This is a genomic window from Peribacillus sp. RS7, from assembly GCF_041956845.1.
Taxonomy (GTDB): Bacteria; Bacillota; Bacilli; order Bacillales; family DSM-1321; genus Peribacillus.
This window is the reverse complement of the sequence record NZ_CP168135.1, coordinates 572587-591256: the sequence shown is the minus strand read 5'-3', so window position 1 is coordinate 591256 and position 18670 is coordinate 572587. Positions and strand designations below refer to the sequence as shown.

General features: G+C 43.3%; 14 protein-coding genes, 1 riboswitch and 1 other annotated feature. Of the genes, 9 read left to right on the top strand and 5 right to left on the bottom strand.

Features of this window, described 5'->3' with window-relative positions; genetic code table 11:
- Positions 1-145: 145 nt before the first annotated feature.
- Complete coding sequence (locus ACDZ29_RS03025) at positions 146-3181, bottom strand: transglycosylase domain-containing protein (protein ID WP_375089822.1); 3036 nt, start codon at positions 3179-3181, stop codon at positions 146-148.
- Between the two features lie 149 nt (positions 3182-3330).
- Positions 3331-3547 (top strand) — a binding site (T-box leader).
- A gap of 66 nt (positions 3548-3613) precedes the next feature.
- Here ACDZ29_RS03025 and tyrS point away from each other — a divergent pair.
- Positions 3614-4870, top strand: coding sequence for a tyrosine--tRNA ligase (gene tyrS, locus ACDZ29_RS03020; RefSeq protein WP_375089821.1), 1257 nt, complete (start codon positions 3614-3616; stop codon positions 4868-4870).
- A gap of 97 nt (positions 4871-4967) precedes the next feature.
- Here the strand turns inward: tyrS and rpsD are convergent, their stop codons facing one another.
- Together rpsD and ACDZ29_RS03010 are read right to left on the bottom strand one after the other, a co-directional pair.
- Positions 4968-5570, bottom strand: a complete 603-nt coding sequence (rpsD, locus tag ACDZ29_RS03015) for a 30S ribosomal protein S4 (protein ID WP_057276730.1) — start codon at positions 5568-5570, stop codon at positions 4968-4970.
- A 369-nt stretch (positions 5571-5939) separates the two neighbouring features.
- Positions 5940-6419, bottom strand: a complete 480-nt coding sequence (locus ACDZ29_RS03010; protein ID WP_375089820.1) for a GAF domain-containing protein — start codon at positions 6417-6419, stop codon at positions 5940-5942.
- Positions 6420-6573: 154 nt separating this feature from the next.
- On the opposite strand from ACDZ29_RS03010, the gene refZ reads away from it, so the two are divergent.
- Positions 6574-7227 carry a forespore capture DNA-binding protein RefZ gene (gene refZ / locus ACDZ29_RS03005; RefSeq protein ID WP_289326036.1) on the top strand — a complete coding sequence of 218 codons (654 nt, stop codon included), beginning with the start codon at positions 6574-6576 and terminating at the stop codon, positions 7225-7227.
- Between the two features lies 1 nt (position 7228).
- On the opposite strand, the gene hisJ is transcribed toward refZ, so the two are convergent.
- Positions 7229-8032, bottom strand: a complete 804-nt coding sequence (hisJ, locus tag ACDZ29_RS03000) for a histidinol-phosphatase HisJ (protein ID WP_375089819.1) — start codon at positions 8030-8032, stop codon at positions 7229-7231.
- Between the two features lie 168 nt (positions 8033-8200).
- On the opposite strand from hisJ, the gene ezrA reads away from it, so the two are divergent.
- The 7 genes from ezrA to rarD all read left to right on the top strand — a co-directional run bounded on the left by ezrA (position 8201) and on the right by rarD (position 17258).
- Positions 8201-9895, top strand: coding sequence for a septation ring formation regulator EzrA (gene ezrA, locus ACDZ29_RS02995; protein ID WP_375089817.1), 1695 nt, complete (start codon positions 8201-8203; stop codon positions 9893-9895).
- 240 nt (positions 9896-10135) lie between these two features.
- Positions 10136-11284: a cysteine desulfurase family protein gene (locus tag ACDZ29_RS02990; protein ID WP_370017087.1), complete on the top strand. Its 1149-nt coding sequence runs from the start codon at positions 10136-10138 to the stop codon at positions 11282-11284.
- Positions 11281-12492 carry a tRNA uracil 4-sulfurtransferase ThiI gene (gene thiI / locus ACDZ29_RS02985; protein WP_289315341.1) on the top strand — a complete coding sequence of 404 codons (1212 nt, stop codon included), beginning with the start codon at positions 11281-11283 and terminating at the stop codon, positions 12490-12492. The genes ACDZ29_RS02990 and thiI overlap by 4 nt, the downstream gene beginning before the upstream one ends.
- 82 nt (positions 12493-12574) lie before the next feature.
- Positions 12575-12781 (top strand): alpha/beta-type small acid-soluble spore protein, encoded by a 207-nt coding sequence (locus ACDZ29_RS02980; protein WP_289315342.1) that lies wholly within the window; start codon positions 12575-12577, stop codon positions 12779-12781.
- A gap of 135 nt (positions 12782-12916) precedes the next feature.
- Positions 12917-14500 carry an acyl-CoA synthetase MbcS gene (gene mbcS, locus ACDZ29_RS02975; RefSeq protein WP_375089816.1) on the top strand — a complete coding sequence of 528 codons (1584 nt, stop codon included), beginning with the start codon at positions 12917-12919 and terminating at the stop codon, positions 14498-14500.
- Positions 14501-14646: 146 nt separating this feature from the next.
- Positions 14647-16248 carry an amidohydrolase gene (locus ACDZ29_RS02970; protein WP_375089815.1) on the top strand — a complete coding sequence of 534 codons (1602 nt, stop codon included), beginning with the start codon at positions 14647-14649 and terminating at the stop codon, positions 16246-16248.
- 80 nt (positions 16249-16328) lie between these two features.
- Entirely contained in the window at positions 16329-17258 is a 930-nt protein-coding gene (rarD, locus tag ACDZ29_RS02965; RefSeq protein WP_289326030.1) for an EamA family transporter RarD, read from the top strand.
- A 91-nt stretch (positions 17259-17349) separates the two neighbouring features.
- Here the strand turns inward: rarD and ACDZ29_RS02960 are convergent, their stop codons facing one another.
- Entirely contained in the window at positions 17350-18177 is an 828-nt protein-coding gene (locus tag ACDZ29_RS02960; protein ID WP_289326029.1) for a protein-glutamine gamma-glutamyltransferase, read from the bottom strand.
- Between the two features lie 317 nt (positions 18178-18494).
- Positions 18495-18604: riboswitch (TPP riboswitch) on the top strand.
- The last annotated feature ends 66 nt before the right edge of the window (positions 18605-18670 follow it).

Sequence of the window (18670 nt, the reverse complement as noted above, 5' to 3'; positions counted from 1 at the left end):
TGATTATTGAGAAGGTAAAAAGGCATCCATGTCATTGCATGGATGCCTTTTTGGGAGTTTGGGTCATTCGCCAAACCAGTGTGGGAGATTAAATGAAACAGGCTGCCGGGTCATCCCCGACAGCCTGTTTTACTTCGAAAGAGTGTCATTTTTCCTCTTCTTCAGCTTTATCCGTGTCCTGTTCTTTATCGTTGACTGTGTTTTGATCTTTGTCGGTTTCCGGATCTTCTTTATCTGTATTGTCTTTGTTTTGCTCTTTATCTTGATCTAGCTCTTTATCTTGCTCTTTTTCTATTACTTTATCTTGCTCTTTTTCTATTACTTTTTCCTTTTCTGGTGTAACGTTCACTTCTTTTGAGTCTGTTTTTTTAACTTCGTTAACTATTTTATCTTTTCCGCGATCATCTTTATTTTTCGTGGAATCTTCTTTGGAACTTGTCTTTTTAGCGCCGTTTTCAACATGTTGGGAAGGGGCTGATTCTTTACCGACAATGTCGACGGCCGTTACGTAATAAGATCCGCCAGAGCCGACTTTGTAAACAAGATTCTCCCCAGCATTGATGCTTGCCACTTTTTTGCCGTCTTTATAGACACGATAACCGACGACATCTCCTTCATGATGCAAGCCCCAAGTAATCCTATCGTTACTTTTTGTTATGGATAGGGGATCTGGTGCTTTGCCATTATCATTCAATTTCGCTGTCGCCCCGACGACATTTCCTGATTTTTCGCCTCCAGGAATCACGGATCCCGGGTCATCGACATATTTCAATCCGATATCTCCAAAGGCATCGGGATTCAACATGAACCCGCCGCTTGTGAATTCGCCTGGCGTTTGCGGAAGGGCTGCGTAGCGTTTGCTGCCGACTGATACATATTGTCCATTTATGAAACTATCATCTGCCTTGGATGGAGCATATTTCGCGATGAATAAATCTGATTTTACAAGCCCGGCCTTTTGGCATGAACTTGAAGGCAGCAGTCCTGAAACGCCACAGAAGGAACGGCTGACAATTCCGCCCGGCATTTCAAAGCGCTTATCGGGGTCGATTAGTTTAGGATCGACTTTATATGCGGCATTGATCAGATCTGCCCAATAATACATATTACGTTTATTATATTCAAGACCATTATAGGTCCCTTGCAAGGATTTCGGCTTGTCATAACCGAGCCATGTCCCGAACGATACATTCGGGTTGCTGGCTACAAACCAGGCATCCCAATAGTTTTGTGAAGTACCGGTTTTACCTGCCCAATCGCTTGAGAAGGCAAGGCGGTTCCTGACTGAGGCCGCCGTCCCGCTGTTTATGACATCACGCATCATATCAAGCGTCAGGTAAGCGGCTTGCGGAGAGAAAACATCCACTGGTTTCACTTTATGCTGATAGATGACTTTGCCATCTTTCGAAACGATTTTATCGATCATATAAGCATCGATGAATTCTCCTGAATTGGCAAAAGTGCCATATGCATTGACGTTTTCTTCAACGGTTACACCTTTTTCCATCGCACCTAATGACATGGCAAGATTGGAGTAATCCCCTTTCGTCACGGTGGAGAAGCCCATTTTTTCCAAATACGAAGCCGGGCTCAGGTTGATGATTTTCTTGTAAAAGAGCGCTGCCGGGATGTTATAGGAATTCTTCAGGGCCTCGCGGGCAGTCGATACTCCCGTATAGCTGCCGCCGCCATAGTTTCCTGGACTCCACGGTTTGCCGCCTGTTGGAATGGAGATCGGCACGTTGGCCGATACGCTGCCAGGCGAGATCTTGCCTAGCTCGATGCCTGGACCATATATCACCAGCGGCTTCATCGTTGATCCGTTCGAGCGCAATGATGCGGTGGCGTGGTTCGTCTGTTCCCGCTTGAAATCACGCCCGCCTACGAAACTGATGATTTTCCCTGTTTTATTCTCGATAAGAATCGCTCCGGCCTCTACGGGCTGGCTCACGGTCTTCATTTCCTTCGTATCCGGGTCGGGGACTTGCGCCAGTTTATCGTACCCGAAATTCGGATAGTTTTTCGTTACTTCCTGCATCTTGTCATAAATCTTTTTGTTGACGGTCGTATAAACCTTATAGCCATTTTGGCGCAGCTTACGGTCGGCAAGTGCTAGATATTGAGCTTTTAAATCATCATTCTTTAAATCTTTCTCTTCATATCCATCTTCTTTTGCCAGACTGACAGATAGGATTTCGATGGAGCGTTTTTCGATTTCATAGGTGAGCCATGGATATTTCTCGGATGGCATCTCCGTTTTGCCGATAAAGTCTTTTGTAATGTCGTATGCGTTTGCTTTATCATATTCTGCTTTTGTTATGTACCCGTTACTATACATCCGCTTTAAAACGGTTTTCATCCGGTTGATGCCGGGCTCTTGATTTTCCTTCAATTTTCCTTTCTGGGTATATGGTGTATATCCGAAAGGGCTTTGCGGCAATCCCGCGATAAAGGCTGATTGGGGCAGTGTCAGATCTTTGGCCTCCACGCCAAAAATACCTTCAGCGGCGGACTCGACCCCGGCGATGTTACGGCCTGAAGAGTTTCGTCCCAAAGTGGAGACGTTTAAGTACGTTTCCAAAATCTCTTCTTTTTCAAAGAACTTTTCGACCCGGAGCGCAAGAAGAATTTCTTTGGCTTTCCGGTCAAACGAAACTTCGTTGGTCAGGACCTGGTTTTTAATGAGCTGCTGTGTTAATGTACTTCCTCCCGATTGGACGGTTGCATTCGAAAATTCCTGGTAAATCGCACGCAGGATGGCTTTCGGGACAACCCCGTCATGCTCATAAAAATACTCATCTTCTGTAGCGATGACGGCATTTTTAAGATGCTCGGAAACTTTATCGATGGACACTTCCTCACGCTCAAGGTCACTCTTAAGCTTGCCCAAGTATACTTCATCTGCAAAGTATACTTCAGAGGTCTCTTCATAATTGTAAATGTCTTTTTTTAAATCTTCTTTTGAGCGTACTGGCTCATCATTGACGAGGGCAGCGAAATAGCCGGCTCCGACGCCGCCGGCGAATGAGAATCCTAGGATCCCGACAATAATGAGGATCAGTGTTAAATTCCAAATGACTTGGTATGTAACCCGCGCGTTCTTATGTGTTTTTTCACTTTGGAAAAAACGGGTCAGCTGCTTCCAGACTGTTTGAAATCTATCTTTTTGATTATTATTCATCGTATCATACCCCCTGAAATCACATATATTATAGCATACAACAGGTAGGGGAAAGGGCATCTTTCTTATTTTTCTATAATCTGTAAGGGTGATGTTGACAAGGATTCTTATGTATGATAAAAGTTTATTAACAACAATAAAATGATTAAATGATCGCGATGATAGGACCCAGTAGTCAGACTATCCCTGTTTCAGAGAGCCGGTGGTTAGTGGAAATCGGTACAAATGGTATGATGAATTACTTCCTGGAGCATTTGCTGTGAAATGATTAGTAGCAGGAAACGGCTGACGACCGTTATTCGTCTTGAGCGGAGGGCATATTATGTCCTCAAGTTGGGTGGTACCGCGAATTTATTCGTCCCTTCATATTTATGAAGGGGCGTTTTTGTGTGCTTTTTGCGGGTTTTTTCTAAGATGGAGGAGGAATATTTAATGGAATTGCTTAAAGACCTCGAGTGGAGAGGAATTATTTATCAACAAACGGATGAAGAAGGTTTTAAGAACCTTTTGGAAAAAGAGAAAATTTCTTTATACTGTGGTGTCGATCCAACTGCGGATAGCATGCACATCGGTCATCTATTGCCATTCTTGACATTGCGCCGTTTCCAGCAGCACGGTCATCGTCCCCTTGTGCTGGTAGGCGGTGCGACAGGACTCATCGGTGATCCTAGCGGTAAAAAAGAGGAACGTCAGCTGCAAACGCTGGAAAAAGTGCTCTATAATGCCGACTGCCTAAAAGGGCAGCTATCCCACATCTTTGAATTCGATGGTGAAAATGGTGCGGTCATGGTCAATAACTATGACTGGATAGGTAAAATCGATATGGTTACGTTCTTGCGAGATTACGGGAAATACATCGGCATTAACTACATGCTGGCAAAAGATACGGTTGCTTCCCGCTTGGATACGGGAATTTCCTTTACTGAATTTGCGTACACGATCTTACAAGGAATTGATTTCAGTCATTTATACAGCAATTACGACTGTAAATTGCAAATTGGCGGCAGTGATCAATGGGGCAACATTACGACCGGCCTTGAAATGATCCGGAAATCCAATGATGAGGATGCAAAAGCGTTCGGCATGACGATTCCGCTCGTAACGAAAGCGGACGGAACGAAATTCGGTAAAACGGAAGGCGGGGCTATCTGGCTTGATCCGGAAAAAACGACTCCTTACGAATTTTACCAATTCTGGATTAACACAGCGGATGCTGATGTCGTAAAATACTTGAAATTCTTCACATTCCTATCACGTGAGGCGATTGAGGAGTTAGAGCAATCCGTACAAAACGAACCGCATTTGCGTAAAGCGCAAAAAGCTTTAGGGGAAGAAATGACCCGTTTGATTCATGGTCAGGAAGCTCTTGACCAAGCAATCAAAATCTCTGCCGCCCTATTCAGCGGTGAGGTGAAGAATTTAAGTGCAGCGGAAATCAAATTGGGCTTTAAAGATGTCCCTAGCTTCGAACGTGAAAGCAAGGAAGATATCGGTTTGGTCGATTTAATCGTTGAAGCGAAAATTTCGCCATCAAAGCGTCAAGCCCGTGAAGATATTCAGAACGGGGCAATCTCCATAAATGGGGAGAAAGTGACCGATCTGCAATATGTAGTGACGGAAGCTGCCAAGATTGAAGGGGAGTTCATCCTCGTTCGTCGCGGCAAGAAGAAATACACATTAGTGAAATGATTGTCCAAAGCCCGGCTGGGATTCAGCCGGGCTTTGTTCTGCTAAGGTGTTTAGGTGCAAAAAAAAACCCCATCCAAGGATGGGGTTTTTGAAGTTATTAACGAGAGTAGAACTCAACGATAAGAGCTTCGTTAATTTCAGCAGGCAATTCAGAACGTTCTGGTAAACGAGTGAAAGTACCTTCTAATTTCTCAGCATCGAAAGTAAGGAAATCAGGAACGAAGTTAGTTGCTTCAACTGATTCTTTAATGATTGAGAAGTTGCGTGATTTTTCACGAACTGAGATAGTTTGTCCAAGAGACACTTTGTAAGATGGAATGTCTACGCGGCTTCCGTCTACAGTGATGTGACCGTGGTTAACAAGTTGACGTGCTTGACGACGTGTACGAGCTAAACCAAGACGGTAAACTAGGTTGTCAAGACGTGATTCAAGAAGAACCATGAAGTTTTCACCATGTACACCTTTAAGTTTGCCAGCACGGTCGAACATTGAACGGAATTGACGTTCAGTGATTCCGTACATGTGACGAAGTTTTTGTTTCTCTTGTAGTTGCATTCCGTATTCAGAAATTTTTCTACGTTGGTTAGGACCATGTTGTCCTGGAGCATAAGGGCGTTTTTCTAATTCTTTACCAGTACCTGTTAGGGAAATTCCTAAACGACGGGATAGTTTCCAGCTTGGGCCAGTATAACGAGCCATAGGATGACTCCTCCTTTAAATGTTTTTATTTTGGTAAAATAAAAACCGTGTGAATGTACGATCATGACCATTTTGTTTTCATGTACCTTCGCCCTAGCAGCAGAGAGTTACGAGATACACCTCTGTATTGAGGAACAAAATGAGAACATAAAGGCTGTCACATAGGCTGCAATATTTTACACAAGGAGTATTGTATAATATTCTGCTCATTGAGTCAAGGACAGTTACGATTAATTAACGGAAAAGGTGAAAGAGAATAGTAGATGGGAAAATACAATATATTTATATTGCCATGAAACAGAGGGACATGTACATGGGGTCCTGTAATGTTCAAAAGGGAGCAGGCGAGGATTGCCGCTCCCTTGAACTTTATAAATGTCTGGAAAGGATTTCAGCGAACTTCTCCAGTCCTTGCTGATCGATTTCGTCAAATCGGTCCGTGACCGGGCTGTCGATATCGAGTACTCCGAACAATTTGCCATCCTTCATGAGCGGTATGACAATTTCAGATCTTGATGCCGCATCGCAGGCGATATGTCCAGGGAATTGGTGGACATCCTCGATGCGCAAGGTTTTTTCAGTTGCCGCTGAAGTCCCGCATACACCCTTACCCATTGGGATGCGGACACAGGCTGGAAGTCCCTGGAAGGGTCCCAGTATTAATTGGCCTTCTTCGTATAAATAAAAGCCAACCCAATTAATCTCATCGAGAAACTGATTAAGTAAAGCTGCCGCATTGCTTAAATTGGCTATCCGGTTGGTTTCATCCTCGATTAAGGCTGAAAGTTGTTTTTGGACCAGTTCATAATTTTTTTCTTTTTTTCCTTGATACATTTCGACATTAAACAAAAGCGTTCACCTGTCTTCCGCATTTTTTTACAGCACTTTCTAATCATGTTGCTTCATTGTTGGGAAATTGTCGAGAACTTACTAAAGGATTCAGGCTCTTCCTTGCAGAAATAGTCCACAAGACTTGTCTCAAAGAAAGCGAGGGATTGCCTAAATGAATCGCCAGACGCCAACGAAACAAGCCATTGTGGAGGCTGCACTGCATTTATTTCATTTAAAGGGCTATCATGCGACATCCATACGGGATATAGCGAATAAAGCGAAAGTGAACGCTGCCAATATTGCCTACTATTTCAAGAATAAGCAAGGATTGCTTGAATTCTGTTTCACTTCCTATTTAGAAGAGTATATCCTGGTCCTTGAGACGAACATGACACTGCTGGAGCTTAAAGGCCCGCAGCATTGCTTGATGAATCTAGTAAAGGATATTCTCACTTTCCAGAGGGAAAACTTCCTGGCTGCACGGTTCATATATGGGGAATCTTCACTCGATTCCAATTTAAACCGGGAAATTCATTCGACTTATTTTACAAAGGAAAAATCTTATTTTCAATATGTTTTGGAACAAGGGATTAAGAGCAGGAGTTTCCAGCAGGTCTCCATTCCCATGTATATGCTGCAGTTGAAGGGCCTGCTGACAGCTCCTGTCCTGCATACCCATTATGCGATGGATGTGCTGCATGTGTTCCCGCAGGAAGCCTATTACACGAATATTTATGCCAATGAAGTCGGGCGTTTCCTGCAAGATACCCTTTTCATTGCAGAAGACCTGCAGCCACTGTTAGCGGGCCGGCCTGTGTATACATGAGCTATCCATTGAAAGCTGCAATCAGTGCCTGATAGCCCTGACCCAAATCTTTAGCCTGATGGGCATCGGAACCGTAAATGAGCGGAATGCCGAGATCGAATGCACGCTTAGCAAACCGTTCTGGAGGATAGGGCTCACCGCAAAGCGGCTTTACAAGCCCGGCTCCATTATAATCAAGTTCATACTTTTGTTCCTTGATCATGTCCAGCACCTTGTAAACGCGGTCGTCAAAACTTAATGCTGGTGGATATCGATGCTGGAATTTATGGACAAGCGTAATATGCCCGATCCGTTTAGGTTTATAAGTGCCTAAATCAGCTTTTATCGATTTTTCCAGTGTATCGAAATATTTGGCATACACCGATTCGACTGAACCTAGTTCATTTACGATCTCACCAAACCCATTTTCGCTGAAATCGAGGCAATGCCAACTGCTTTGATGCTTAATGAAGTGGACGGAAAGTATACTATCATCAAGGAATTCTCCGATTTCGTCCAGGAATTCTTTTGTTTCTTTTTCATAACCCTCTATAAAGTCAACCTCTAGACCACTTTTGATCAGGATTTTGTCTTTATAGCGTTCTTTCAGTACGCGGAGCTCCTGAAAGTAATCCAGGAGCAGGGCAGCGTCCATACCGCTGTCTTTTTCAGGCGTAGGATCTTGAAAATCTCGTGGCAAGGGAGCATGTTCCGTAAATGTGATTTCCTTTAATCCTAGCTCGATTCCCCGCGTAATATATTCATCGAATCTATCCGTAGAGCCGTGAGGGCAAAACGGAGTATGCACATGACCGTCAACTTTCATGGTCCTTCCCTCCCAAAAAACAGGTATTTGTAGCAATTTTCTACAAAAAAATCATTTTTGTCGTCAAAAATTATTGCTAACATGGTATCATAAAAGCATTAAATTTAACATTTTTATAATTGATATATAAACGAGCAAGACTGTAAGGACTAGAACAGGGGGCTTACCATGGAGTACATACTTGGGGTAATTGTATTAATTTTGATTTTCATCATTTGGGGTTATTTTTTCAAAAAGAGATATTTTAAAGAAATCGATAAACTGGAATCCTGGAAAATAAGCATCATGCACCGCCCCGTGCTGGAAGAGCTTTCTAAAGTCAAACAATTGAACATGACAGGTGAAACAGAAGAAATGTTCGAAAACTGGCGTATTGAATGGGACGCTATCATTACGGACCATATGCCGGAAGTCGAAGTGCTTTTATTCGATGCCGAGGAATTCGTCGATAAGTACCGTTTCAGCCGATCAAAAGAGGTACAGCGCAAAATTACAGTCAAGCTGAATGAAGTCGAGGAAATGATCAAAAAGATCCTTTATGAATTGAATGAACTCGTAGGCAGTGAGGAAAAGAATCGATTGGAAATTGAGGATATTAAGGAATCCTACCGACAATTGAAGAAATCCCTGCTTGCGCACAGGCATAATTACGGGAAAGCGGCTGATAAGCTGGAAAATTCCTTGGATGAAGTATTGCTGATCCTTCAGAAGTATGAAGAAGAGACTGTGAACGGGAATTATTTGAATGCGAGGGAGCTTGTCCTTTCCATTAAGGAAAAATTGGCGGTCTTGTCCGTTAAAATGGAAATGCTCCCAAAATTATTGGTTGACAGTCAATCCGAGCTTCATTCCCAGCTTCATGAATTGAAGGATGGATATGAGGAGATGTCAGGTCAGGGGTATATGCTGAGCCATATCCAATTCGAGCAGGAAATATCACGGCTTGAAGAAGAACTTGACCTATATAAAACACAGTTGGAAAATGCCGAAACGGAAGCTGTGGATAAAGGTATTAAAGATATGCGCGAAAGCATTGAGGTGCTTTATGACCTTTTGGAGAAAGAAGTGCTTTCAAAACAGTATGTCTTGAAAAATGATGAAGTCCTCAGGAAAACGATAAGTGACCTAGAATATGAAAACGATAAACTTAAAGTAGAAACCATCCATGTTCAACATACGTATCATCTAACGGAAAATGAGCTCGATGCACAACGGAAAATGGAAAAGCAGATTGCCCAGATTTCGAAACGCCATCAATTGCTCGTCTTGAAGATGGAGGATAATGTGATGGCAAGCTCGCTTATCAGCGAAGAGATGCAGGGACTGGCTGTGCAGTTGAAAGAATTACAGGAAAATCAGAAAGACTTTACCGTTAAATTACAGGCTTTACGAAAAGATGAAATGGATGCCAGGGATTCACTGGCCGAATTGAAACGCAAAATGGTCGATACTGGCCGATTAATTGCAAAAAGCAATATTCCAGGTCTTCCCGAAGACTATAAAGTGGTGCTTCAGGATGCCAAAGAAAGCATGGATGACGTTCAGGGGAAACTTGAAGAAAAACCGCTTGATATGGCCGCTGTTTATATTTATTTAGAAAAAGCGGTCCAACAGGTGAATAAGGTCCACGAAAAAGCCCATGTATTGATCGAGCATATGTATTTGGCCGAAAAAGTGATCCAATTCGGAAATCGTTATCGCAGCAGTCACGATATAGTTGCCGAGAGTCTCAGGGAAGCGGAAGCGAAATTTCGAAGCTATGAATATCAAGCTGCATTGGAAACGGCCGCCACGGCCATTGAAAAGGTCGACCCGGGAAGTTTAAGTAAAATTGGAGCGAACATAGAAGAAGTCCTATCCTGAAAACCCGCCATGGCGGGTTTTTTCTTTTACCGGATCCTGAATTAGTTTACTTCCGATAGCGTGGGAAGTTGAATATTCTGCAAGAATCCAAAGGAGGCAGGTCTCCTTTCATTCTTGGACCAGTGTTTTACATTCTCTTTCAATTTCAATTATGTTAATATTAGAAGTTGCAACAGCAACATTTGAAAAGACATTTAAGAAGTGTGACCATATAGATACAAAAACATGGAAGGTGAACCCATGATTTATTTTGACAATAGTGCAACAACTAAACCATATCCCGAAGTGATCGAATCGTTCATGAAGGTTACTTCGGACTATTTTGGGAACCCCTCTTCGCTGCATGGGCTTGGGGTCCAATCCGAAAAACTGCTTTCTGCTGCAAGAAAGCAGATCGCTGATTTATTAAAGGTGAAGAGTTCGGAAATATATTTCACTTCCGGGGGGACGGAAGGGAATAATCTCGCCATTAAAGGAGCCGCCCACTCCCAGGGAAATCGGGGCAAACACATAATCACGACAGCGATCGAACATCCTTCTGTAGAAGATGCATGCCAATCATTGACGAAAATGGGTTATGAGATCACATATCTCCCCGTTAACGAATTTGGGCAAATTGATCTAACTGATCTTAAGCATGCATTGAGGGAAGATACCATTTTGGTTTCCGTCATGCATGTAAATAATGAAGTTGGTTCGATACAGCCGATTGCTGATATTGGAAAATTGTTAAAGCAATACCCACACGTACTCTTTCATGTCGATAATGTGCAGGGAGCAGGCAAAGTTCCTTTATCCTTACGTGATGCCAATGTGGATTTATGTACAATTTCGGGACACAAGGTTCATGGCTTGAAGGGGACGGGCATCCTTTATGTTCGTGAAGGCGTTCGGGTCGATCCGCTTTTTCACGGTGGCAATCAAGAAACGAAAATTAGGAGCGGCACCGAAAATGTTGCGGGAATCGTCGCTCTTTCCAAGGCTTTACGCATTAGTATGAACAATCAATTGCTGTATCATGATAAGCTGCAGCAAATCAAAAGTTATTTATATAAAGGTTTGAAGGAAATGGACGGGGTGCTGGTTAACAGTCCTGAAGCGGGCGCACCCCATATTGTGAATTTTTCCGTTCCGGGACTTAAATCAGAGGTATTGCTTCATGCACTTGAATCGGAAGGAATATATGTTTCGACGACTAGTGCCTGTTCCTCGAAAAAAAGGACGGTAAGCAAAACGGTGGATGCGATGTTCCATAATCAAGCTCGCTCCGAAAGTGTCATCCGAATCAGTACTACCTATGGCAATGAGATGGAAGAAGCGAAGAAAGTTCTGGCGGCGATACAGAAAATAGTCGCTAATTTAGAAAAAATAATGAGGGTTGCAAAATGAAATTTGATCATATAATTATCCGTTATGGAGAAATCTCCACGAAAAAAAGAAACCGTAAAGGCTTTGTAGACAAAATGAAGGCACATATCCGCTGGAGTTTAAAGGATATTGAAGGCGTAGTGCTTACAGCCAACCGGGAGCGGATGTACGTTCTCCTGAACGGTGTGGACCATAAGCCTGTCATTGACCGATTGAAAGGCATTTTTGGAATCCAGTCTTTAAGCCCTGCGATAAAAATAGAGCGTGATCTGGAAGTGATGAAAACGGCAGCATTATATTACCTTAATCATACTCTGGAAGATGTAAACACGTTCAAAATCACGACAAAACGCGCAGATAAGGATTTTCCATATAATACAGATGAAATTAACAGGGCACTTGGCGGGCATTTGCTTCGGAATACAGAAGATTTAAAAGTGGATGTAAAGAACCCTGATTTGAACTTGCTAGTGGAAGTGAGACGCGAAGCCGTGTATTTGACGGGTGAAATCATCCAGGGGGCAGGCGGACTTCCATTTGGTTCAAGCGGAAAGGCAATGCTGATGCTCTCAGGCGGGATTGATAGCCCTGTTGCGGGATTCCTTTCGATGAAACGCGGATTGGACGTAGAAGCGATCCATTTTTATAGCCCACCTTTCACAAGTGAGCGTTCACGTCAAAAGGTCATTGATCTGGCGGGCAAGCTTGCAGAAATAAATGGAAGCATGAAAGTGCATATCGTTCCATTTACGGAAATTCAATTATTGATTCAAAAACAGATCCCGGAAAATTACTCAATGACTACAACTCGTCGTTTAATGATGCGGGTCGCCGATCAAATCCGTGAAAAAGAAGAAGCTATGGCACTGATAACAGGTGAAAGCCTTGGACAGGTTGCGAGCCAGACCATGAGCAGCATGTTTGCCATCAATGAGGTGACGAATACACCGATCCTGCGCCCGCTGATTACCATGGATAAAACGGAAATCATCAAAATTGCAAGAGAGCTTGATACTTTTGAAATATCCAATCTGCCGTACGAAGATTGTTGCACGGTCTTTACGCCGGCAAGCCCAAAAACGAAACCCAAACGTGAAAAAGTCAATTACTATGAGAGCTTCGTCGACTTTGAATCCTTGATTGAAAAAGCGGTCTCCGAAACAGAAATATTGACGGTTAAACCGGGTCAGACATTCGATGAGGAAGAAGCGATGGAAGACTTATTTTAATATCCTGTAATTACCAATAAAATAGTGCGAATGAAGCCATGTGTTTTAACACACTCTATAATCACAAGGAGGTGAAAAACACATGGCAAACAACAACAGCTCAAACGAATTATTGGTACCTGGAGTGGAACAAGCTCTAGAGCAAATGAAATATGAAATCGCTTCTGAATTCGGCGTACAACTTGGTGCCGACACAACATCTCGCGCTAACGGATCAGTTGGTGGAGAAATCACAAAACGCCTTGTTCAAATGGCTGAACAACAATTAGGCGGAGGATTCAAAAGATAATTTAATAAATATGGCTACAGAGAGCGGGTTCTTACACCCGCTCTCTTTATTTATTTGTAAAAATAAATGGATATATCAGAGAAGTATCTTGTATAATGAGTAGGTACTAAGAGTTCATAATTGGAGGGGAAGAAAATGAAGCGTGAAGATTTATTAGCTCCGGAACATTACAACTTAGTGAGTGAAATGGAACGTTATGCAAAAAATCCAGAAAAAGTTGCTGTACTTTGGGAGAACGAAACCGGAGATAAAAAACAACTTACATATGAGAATTTATTAAAGAGTGCAAATAAAATTGGAAATGCCTTCAAGAAAAAAGGACTGGGTAAAGGCGATACGGTCCTTATCATAATCCCTCGTTTGGTGGAAGCTTATCAAGTGTATTTAGCCGCATTGAAAATTGGCATGATTGTCATACCTTGTTCTGAAATGCTTCGTGCGAAGGACCTGCAGTATCGGGTCAACCACGGTGATGTAAAAGGAATTATCAGTTATCATGAATATACCCGAGAATTGAATGAAATAGAGGGAGCGGAAAGCCTCCTGAAATTTTCGATCGGAAAACGGATGGAAAATTGGCTGGATTTGAATGAGCTTGCCGATGATGAATCCGATCAGCTGCCGATGGCCGACACGAAGAGTGAGGATATGGCGTTCTTATCGTATACTTCCGGCACGACAGGCAATCCAAAAGGGGTCGTCCATACACACGGATGGGCATATGCTCATTTGAAAACGTCTGCTGCAAACTGGCTGGGCATCAGCGAAGGGGATGTGGTTTGGGCAACGGCAGGCCCAGGGTGGCAAAAGTGGATCTGGAGTCCTTTCCTGGCTGTTCTGGGAACGGGAGCGACCGGTCTTGCCTATCATGGGAAGTTCGAGGCGAAAAAATATCTTCAGTTGCTACAGGACTATAAAGTGAATGCGTTATGCTGCACACCAACCGAGTATCGATTGATGGCAAAGGTGAATAATCTTGATGACTATGATTTATCCCATCTTCATAGTGCTGTATCAGCGGGGGAACCTTTAAATCAAAAAGTGTACGAGGTCTTTAAAAACCATTTCCATATTGAAGTGCGCGATGGATATGGACAGACCGAAAATACCCTGTTGGTAGGTGTAATAAAAGGCATGGAAATTAAATTGGGCTCCATGGGCAAACCGACTCCGGGGAACCATGTGGAAATCATTGATGATTTTGGTAAACCCTGTGCTCCTGGCGTAGTGGGGGATATTGCCGTACATGTCGATACACCTGCTCTCTTTAAAGAGTATTTTAAAGATCCCGAGCGGACATCGAAGCAATTCCGTGGGGACTATTATATCACCGGCGATCAAGCGAAAAAGGACGAAGATGGTTATTTCTGGTTTGAGGGTCGTTCTGATGATATCATCATCAGCTCGGGATATACCATTGGACCGTTTGAAGTGGAAGATGCACTCGTTAAGCATCCATATGTGAAAGAGTGTGCCGTTATAGCAAGTCCTGATGAAATAAGGGGAAATGTGGTCAAGGCGTATGTCGTCTTGATGGAGGATATCGATCCGAACAGCCAAGACTTGATCAAGACGCTCCAATCGCATGTGAAAGAATTGACTGCTCCATATAAATATCCAAGGAAAATCGAATTTTTAGAAGAGCTGCCCAAAACGACATCGGGTAAAATCAAACGGGTCGATTTACGGAAAAGGGAAGAAGCACTCTTTAACAATTAAATGAACGCATTAACGTCAGCCCCCGGCTGGCGTTTTTTTAACAGGGGCTGCTTAAAATCATAAATATGGGAATTCGTGAATTGAGATGGTAAACTTACTGCATATCTGCATAGCAAGAATCATTTTATAAGGAGTGTAAAGCCGGAATGGGAACGTTATGGTTCAATGGATCTATTTATACGATGATTAAAGAAAAGGATCAAGTGGAGGCGCTCTATACTGAAAAGGGGGTAATTGTTGATACCGGAAGCATTGACTATTTAAAAAATGAATATGCCGGCAATATTTCCAGGGAAATCGACTTAAAAGGACAAACCATGCTGCCGGGTTTAGTGGATAGTCACCTACATTTGGTCGGGCATGGTGAAAGACTGCTTCGTCTTGACCTCTCCTTGATGGATAGCAGGGAAGCCATCATGGTTGCCTTGAAGGAAAAGTGTTCTAAGACTCCTGCTGGAAAGTGGATTGTCGCCGAGGGCTGGAATGAAAATGAATGGCCCAGTCCCGAATTGATATTACGGGATGAGCTTGACGCGATATCGACGGAACATCCCATCATATTGAAAAGGATCTGCCGTCATGCCTTGGTGGTCAATACCCGCGCCCTTTTGGAAGCGGGTATTAAAGAAGATATAAAAGAACCGTCTGGCGGGGTGATCTGCCGTTATCCTGATGGACGGCTAAATGGTTTATTTAAAGAAAGCCAGGCGCAGAACCTGATTTTAGACAGCCTTCCTGGCATTGACCAAGACTATATCGAAACCGCACTCACAGAGGCCATAGAAGACGCATATAGGCTAGGTTTGACTGGCGGGCATACGGAAGACCTCCATTACTATAATGGCTTCATGCCGACCTATCAGGCGTTTAAATCGGTAATCGAGGACAGGGAAATGGCTTTTCGCGCCAATTTACTCGTCCATCACGAAGCGTTTGAAGAAATGCTGGCAGCAGGCGGCCGCTATCAGGAAGGTACGCAATATATCAAATTCGATAGCATGAAGATTTTTACTGACGGCTCCTTAGGCGGACGCACAGCCCTGTTGAGCGAGCCTTATGTAGATCAACAGAATACGAATGGTGTCGCGATATTCACTGAAAATGAGCTTCAGGAATGGGTAGGAAAAGCAAGGGATGCCGGAATGCCGATTGCTGTCCATGCCATTGGCGATCTCGCTTTTGAATACGTCTTGAATGCACTTGAAGCCCTCCCCGTGAAGGAGGGACAGAGGGACCGGCTCATCCATGCGCAGATCGTCCGGCCGGAGCTGTTGGAGCGGGCAGCAAAGCTGCCGGTCATCTTTGATATCCAACCGGGTTTCGTCCCATCCGATTTTCCGTGGGTGGAAGAAAAGGTTCCGGCCAATCTATTGGAATCCTCCTATGCATGGAAGACCTATTTGAATTTGGGTATTATTTGTGCGGGCGGGTCAGATGCGCCCATTGAGCCATTAAATCCAATTTTGGGCATTCATGCAGCTGTCACAAGAACGAAAATAAACAGTGAGGACAGTACCGTATATGGCTTGGATGAAAGGCTTTCCGTTTACGAGGCCTTCGCACTTTATACAAAAGGGAGTGCTGCGGCAATCGGCCAGGAAAAACGCCGCGGTCAGATCATCAAAGGGTATGATGCCGATTTTACCGTGTTTAATCTGGATGTCTTTGCTGTTGCGCCGGATGATCTCCTAAAAGCTGAGGCGGTCATGACGGTCATCGATGACAGAATCATGTATGATAAAAACTAACGGTTGCAAAAAAAGGAATGGATATACAAAATAGTTAAATGGAATTCGATAAAGGAATGTAAATGGAAAGAAGGCAGGTTATGAAAGTGGATGAACAAAAAGAAGGGGCGATCTATGCAGCCCTTTCTTACATGATGTGGGGAGTCGTGCCGATTTACTGGAAGTTCCTTCAGGGAGTCGGTGCTACGGAAATTTTAGCTCAGAGGGTATTATGGTCTTTCGTTTTCATGCTGGTTTTATTGATGTTCATGAAAAAATGGCAAGCGTTTCTAGATTATGTAAAAATCATTATGCGAAATCCCAAACTCTTTGCAGCATTACTAACGGCGTCACTGCTCGTTACTGCTAATTGGGGTGTGTTCATCTGGGCCGTTAACTCAGGACGGATCCTCGACACGAGCCTTGGATATTATATCAATCCGCTAGTCAGTGTACTATTGGGAGTGATAGTCTTAAAAGAAAAATTGAGCGGGGCACAAATCTTATCGTTCCTGCTTGCAGGAATCGGAGTCTTGATCCTTGGCATTCATTTCGGTACGATCCCGTGGGTCTCTCTTGTTTTGGCCATGACCTTTGGATTATATGGTCTGGCAAAAAAAATGATCAAGGCCGAGTCGGCGATCGGGCTGACGCTAGAAACGATGATGGTAACGCCTCTGGCCCTGGGTTACCTGATATACTTGATGAACCAATCAGAAATGCAATTCTTTACAGCGGGAAGCACAAGCTTGCTGTTGGTGGGCGGTGGGATTGTCACGGCCTTGCCACTTTTATATTTTGCAAAAGGGGCGGAGAAGATCCCGTTATCGATGCTGGGCATTTTTCAGTATATTGCTCCGACCTTATCCTTATTGATCGGGGTATTCGTCTATCATGAAAGTTTTACCAAAGCACATCTTTTAGCGTTTTTATTCATATGGTCAGCCTTGGCGGTTTATACGCTATCCATTACGAAATGGGGTCAGGCAAGTGCCCGAAGGTTTAAAGGCAAAGGGAATATTGGTGCGTGAATAAGAAAAAATGCTTGGGAGATCTCTCCCAAGCATTTTTTTATGCCGGTATATAATAAAACGGTTTTACGGCATAGGGGAAATGCCAGGGTCATGAAAGGTAAATCTTCGGACCTATTTCAGAAACAATACAATTGGAAAGGCTGACAGGACTGTGAACGGGCATTGCACGAGGGGTGTTTTCCAGGAATTGGCTATAGAAGGAACTATCCAAGCTAATGATATGCGTTGTCAGGGATGCCGATATGGTGGCGTTCGGCTTTCTATTGCTATTTAATTCATCGATGATTCCCTGTGCAGTGGTAATCCCGATCCCGTGTCCATAAAAGAGGTTGTTCCCTAATAATATGGCATTTTCACCTTGCCATTCAGGAGTTTCCTCGTCGTGATCAGGGTTTTCGAAGTAAACGCAATCCCCTGGTAAATAATCCGTTCCTTGATGAATATTAAGAGCCATATTGCTTGGAGGGCGAAAGTCATATAGAAATAGGTTTGAAAAAAGATAGTCAAAATTCCTAGGGCCGATTAAATCCAAAATGGCCTTTAAAAAAGTGACGACTATCGCTGTACCGCATTCGAAGGCGTAAAGCCTTCCATTCAAGAAAATGTCCAGGAGTGCAGCATGAGGGGCAATCCCTGGCTGAAGGGTAAATGTGCCATCCTTTGAAACGCGCCAATATTGTTCATTGCTTGCCGATTCATCAAGTGTGGAAAATTCTGGACCACTTTTATCTAACGAAATGGCGGCATCGATGACTCGGTGCCTCAGTTGTATATCGAAATTAAGGTATCCGAAGTTCCGGTATTCAAAAGCGTTAGAATCTTCCGCCAGCAATTGGAGAATTTCAAGCGATGTATCAGATACTATACCTGGTTGGATTTGACTGACATCTAACCATTTGTGATTAATCTTTATCATGACCATATCCACCTTTTGCTTATGAAATGAAGGGTTTATAAAACCAGTACACAAAAAAGTCTACAGGTTATGCTCATTATATGAATGCATGCAAAGAAATGACCATTTGGAGCGTTTCAGGCATGAGGGCAACCGAGAATGATTGGTATGGCAAAAGGGATGATCATTTTGCTAACAATGATTATCATTCCAAAAAGATGTTTTGGTGGCTGTGCTAAACATTTAGAAGGAATACCTTTCCAATTAGGGAGAAGGAGCAAATTAGTATTCCCTTTTCTGAATGAATTGATATAATGAGAGAGAAAAGTTCATATGTGCGAGAAATGTAGGGGGGCCGGTAAAGCTGGCTGAGATTGCGTCCTTTAGATGCTGACTCTTTGAACCTGATCTGGATGATGCCAGCGGAGGGAACATATTATTACTGACTTTCTGTTTTGTATGTTAACGTCCGAATTCATCTTCGGGCGTTTTTTGTATTTTTATAGACCCTGGC

Excerpts from the sequence above, each read along its gene's own strand:
- ACDZ29_RS03025 (WP_375089822.1), bottom strand. The coding sequence starts at position 3,181 with ATGAATAATAATCAAAAAGATAGATTTCAAACAGTCTGGAAGCAGCTG.
- tyrS (WP_375089821.1), top strand. The coding sequence starts at position 3,614 with ATGGAATTGCTTAAAGACCTCGAGTGGAGAGGAATTATTTATCAACAA.
- rpsD (WP_057276730.1), bottom strand. The coding sequence starts at position 5,570 with ATGGCTCGTTATACTGGCCCAAGCTGGAAACTATCCCGTCGTTTAGGA.
- refZ (WP_289326036.1), top strand. The coding sequence starts at position 6,574 with ATGAATCGCCAGACGCCAACGAAACAAGCCATTGTGGAGGCTGCACTG.
- hisJ (WP_375089819.1), bottom strand. The coding sequence starts at position 8,032 with ATGAAAGTTGACGGTCATGTGCATACTCCGTTTTGCCCTCACGGCTCT.
- ezrA (WP_375089817.1), top strand. The coding sequence starts at position 8,201 with ATGGAGTACATACTTGGGGTAATTGTATTAATTTTGATTTTCATCATT.
- ACDZ29_RS02990 (WP_370017087.1), top strand. The coding sequence starts at position 10,136 with ATGATTTATTTTGACAATAGTGCAACAACTAAACCATATCCCGAAGTG.
- thiI (WP_289315341.1), top strand. The coding sequence starts at position 11,281 with ATGAAATTTGATCATATAATTATCCGTTATGGAGAAATCTCCACGAAA.
- ACDZ29_RS02980 (WP_289315342.1), top strand. The coding sequence starts at position 12,575 with ATGGCAAACAACAACAGCTCAAACGAATTATTGGTACCTGGAGTGGAA.
- mbcS (WP_375089816.1), top strand. The coding sequence starts at position 12,917 with ATGAAGCGTGAAGATTTATTAGCTCCGGAACATTACAACTTAGTGAGT.
- ACDZ29_RS02970 (WP_375089815.1), top strand. The coding sequence starts at position 14,647 with ATGGGAACGTTATGGTTCAATGGATCTATTTATACGATGATTAAAGAA.
- rarD (WP_289326030.1), top strand. The coding sequence starts at position 16,329 with ATGAAAGTGGATGAACAAAAAGAAGGGGCGATCTATGCAGCCCTTTCT.
- ACDZ29_RS02960 (WP_289326029.1), bottom strand. The coding sequence starts at position 18,177 with ATGATAAAGATTAATCACAAATGGTTAGATGTCAGTCAAATCCAACCA.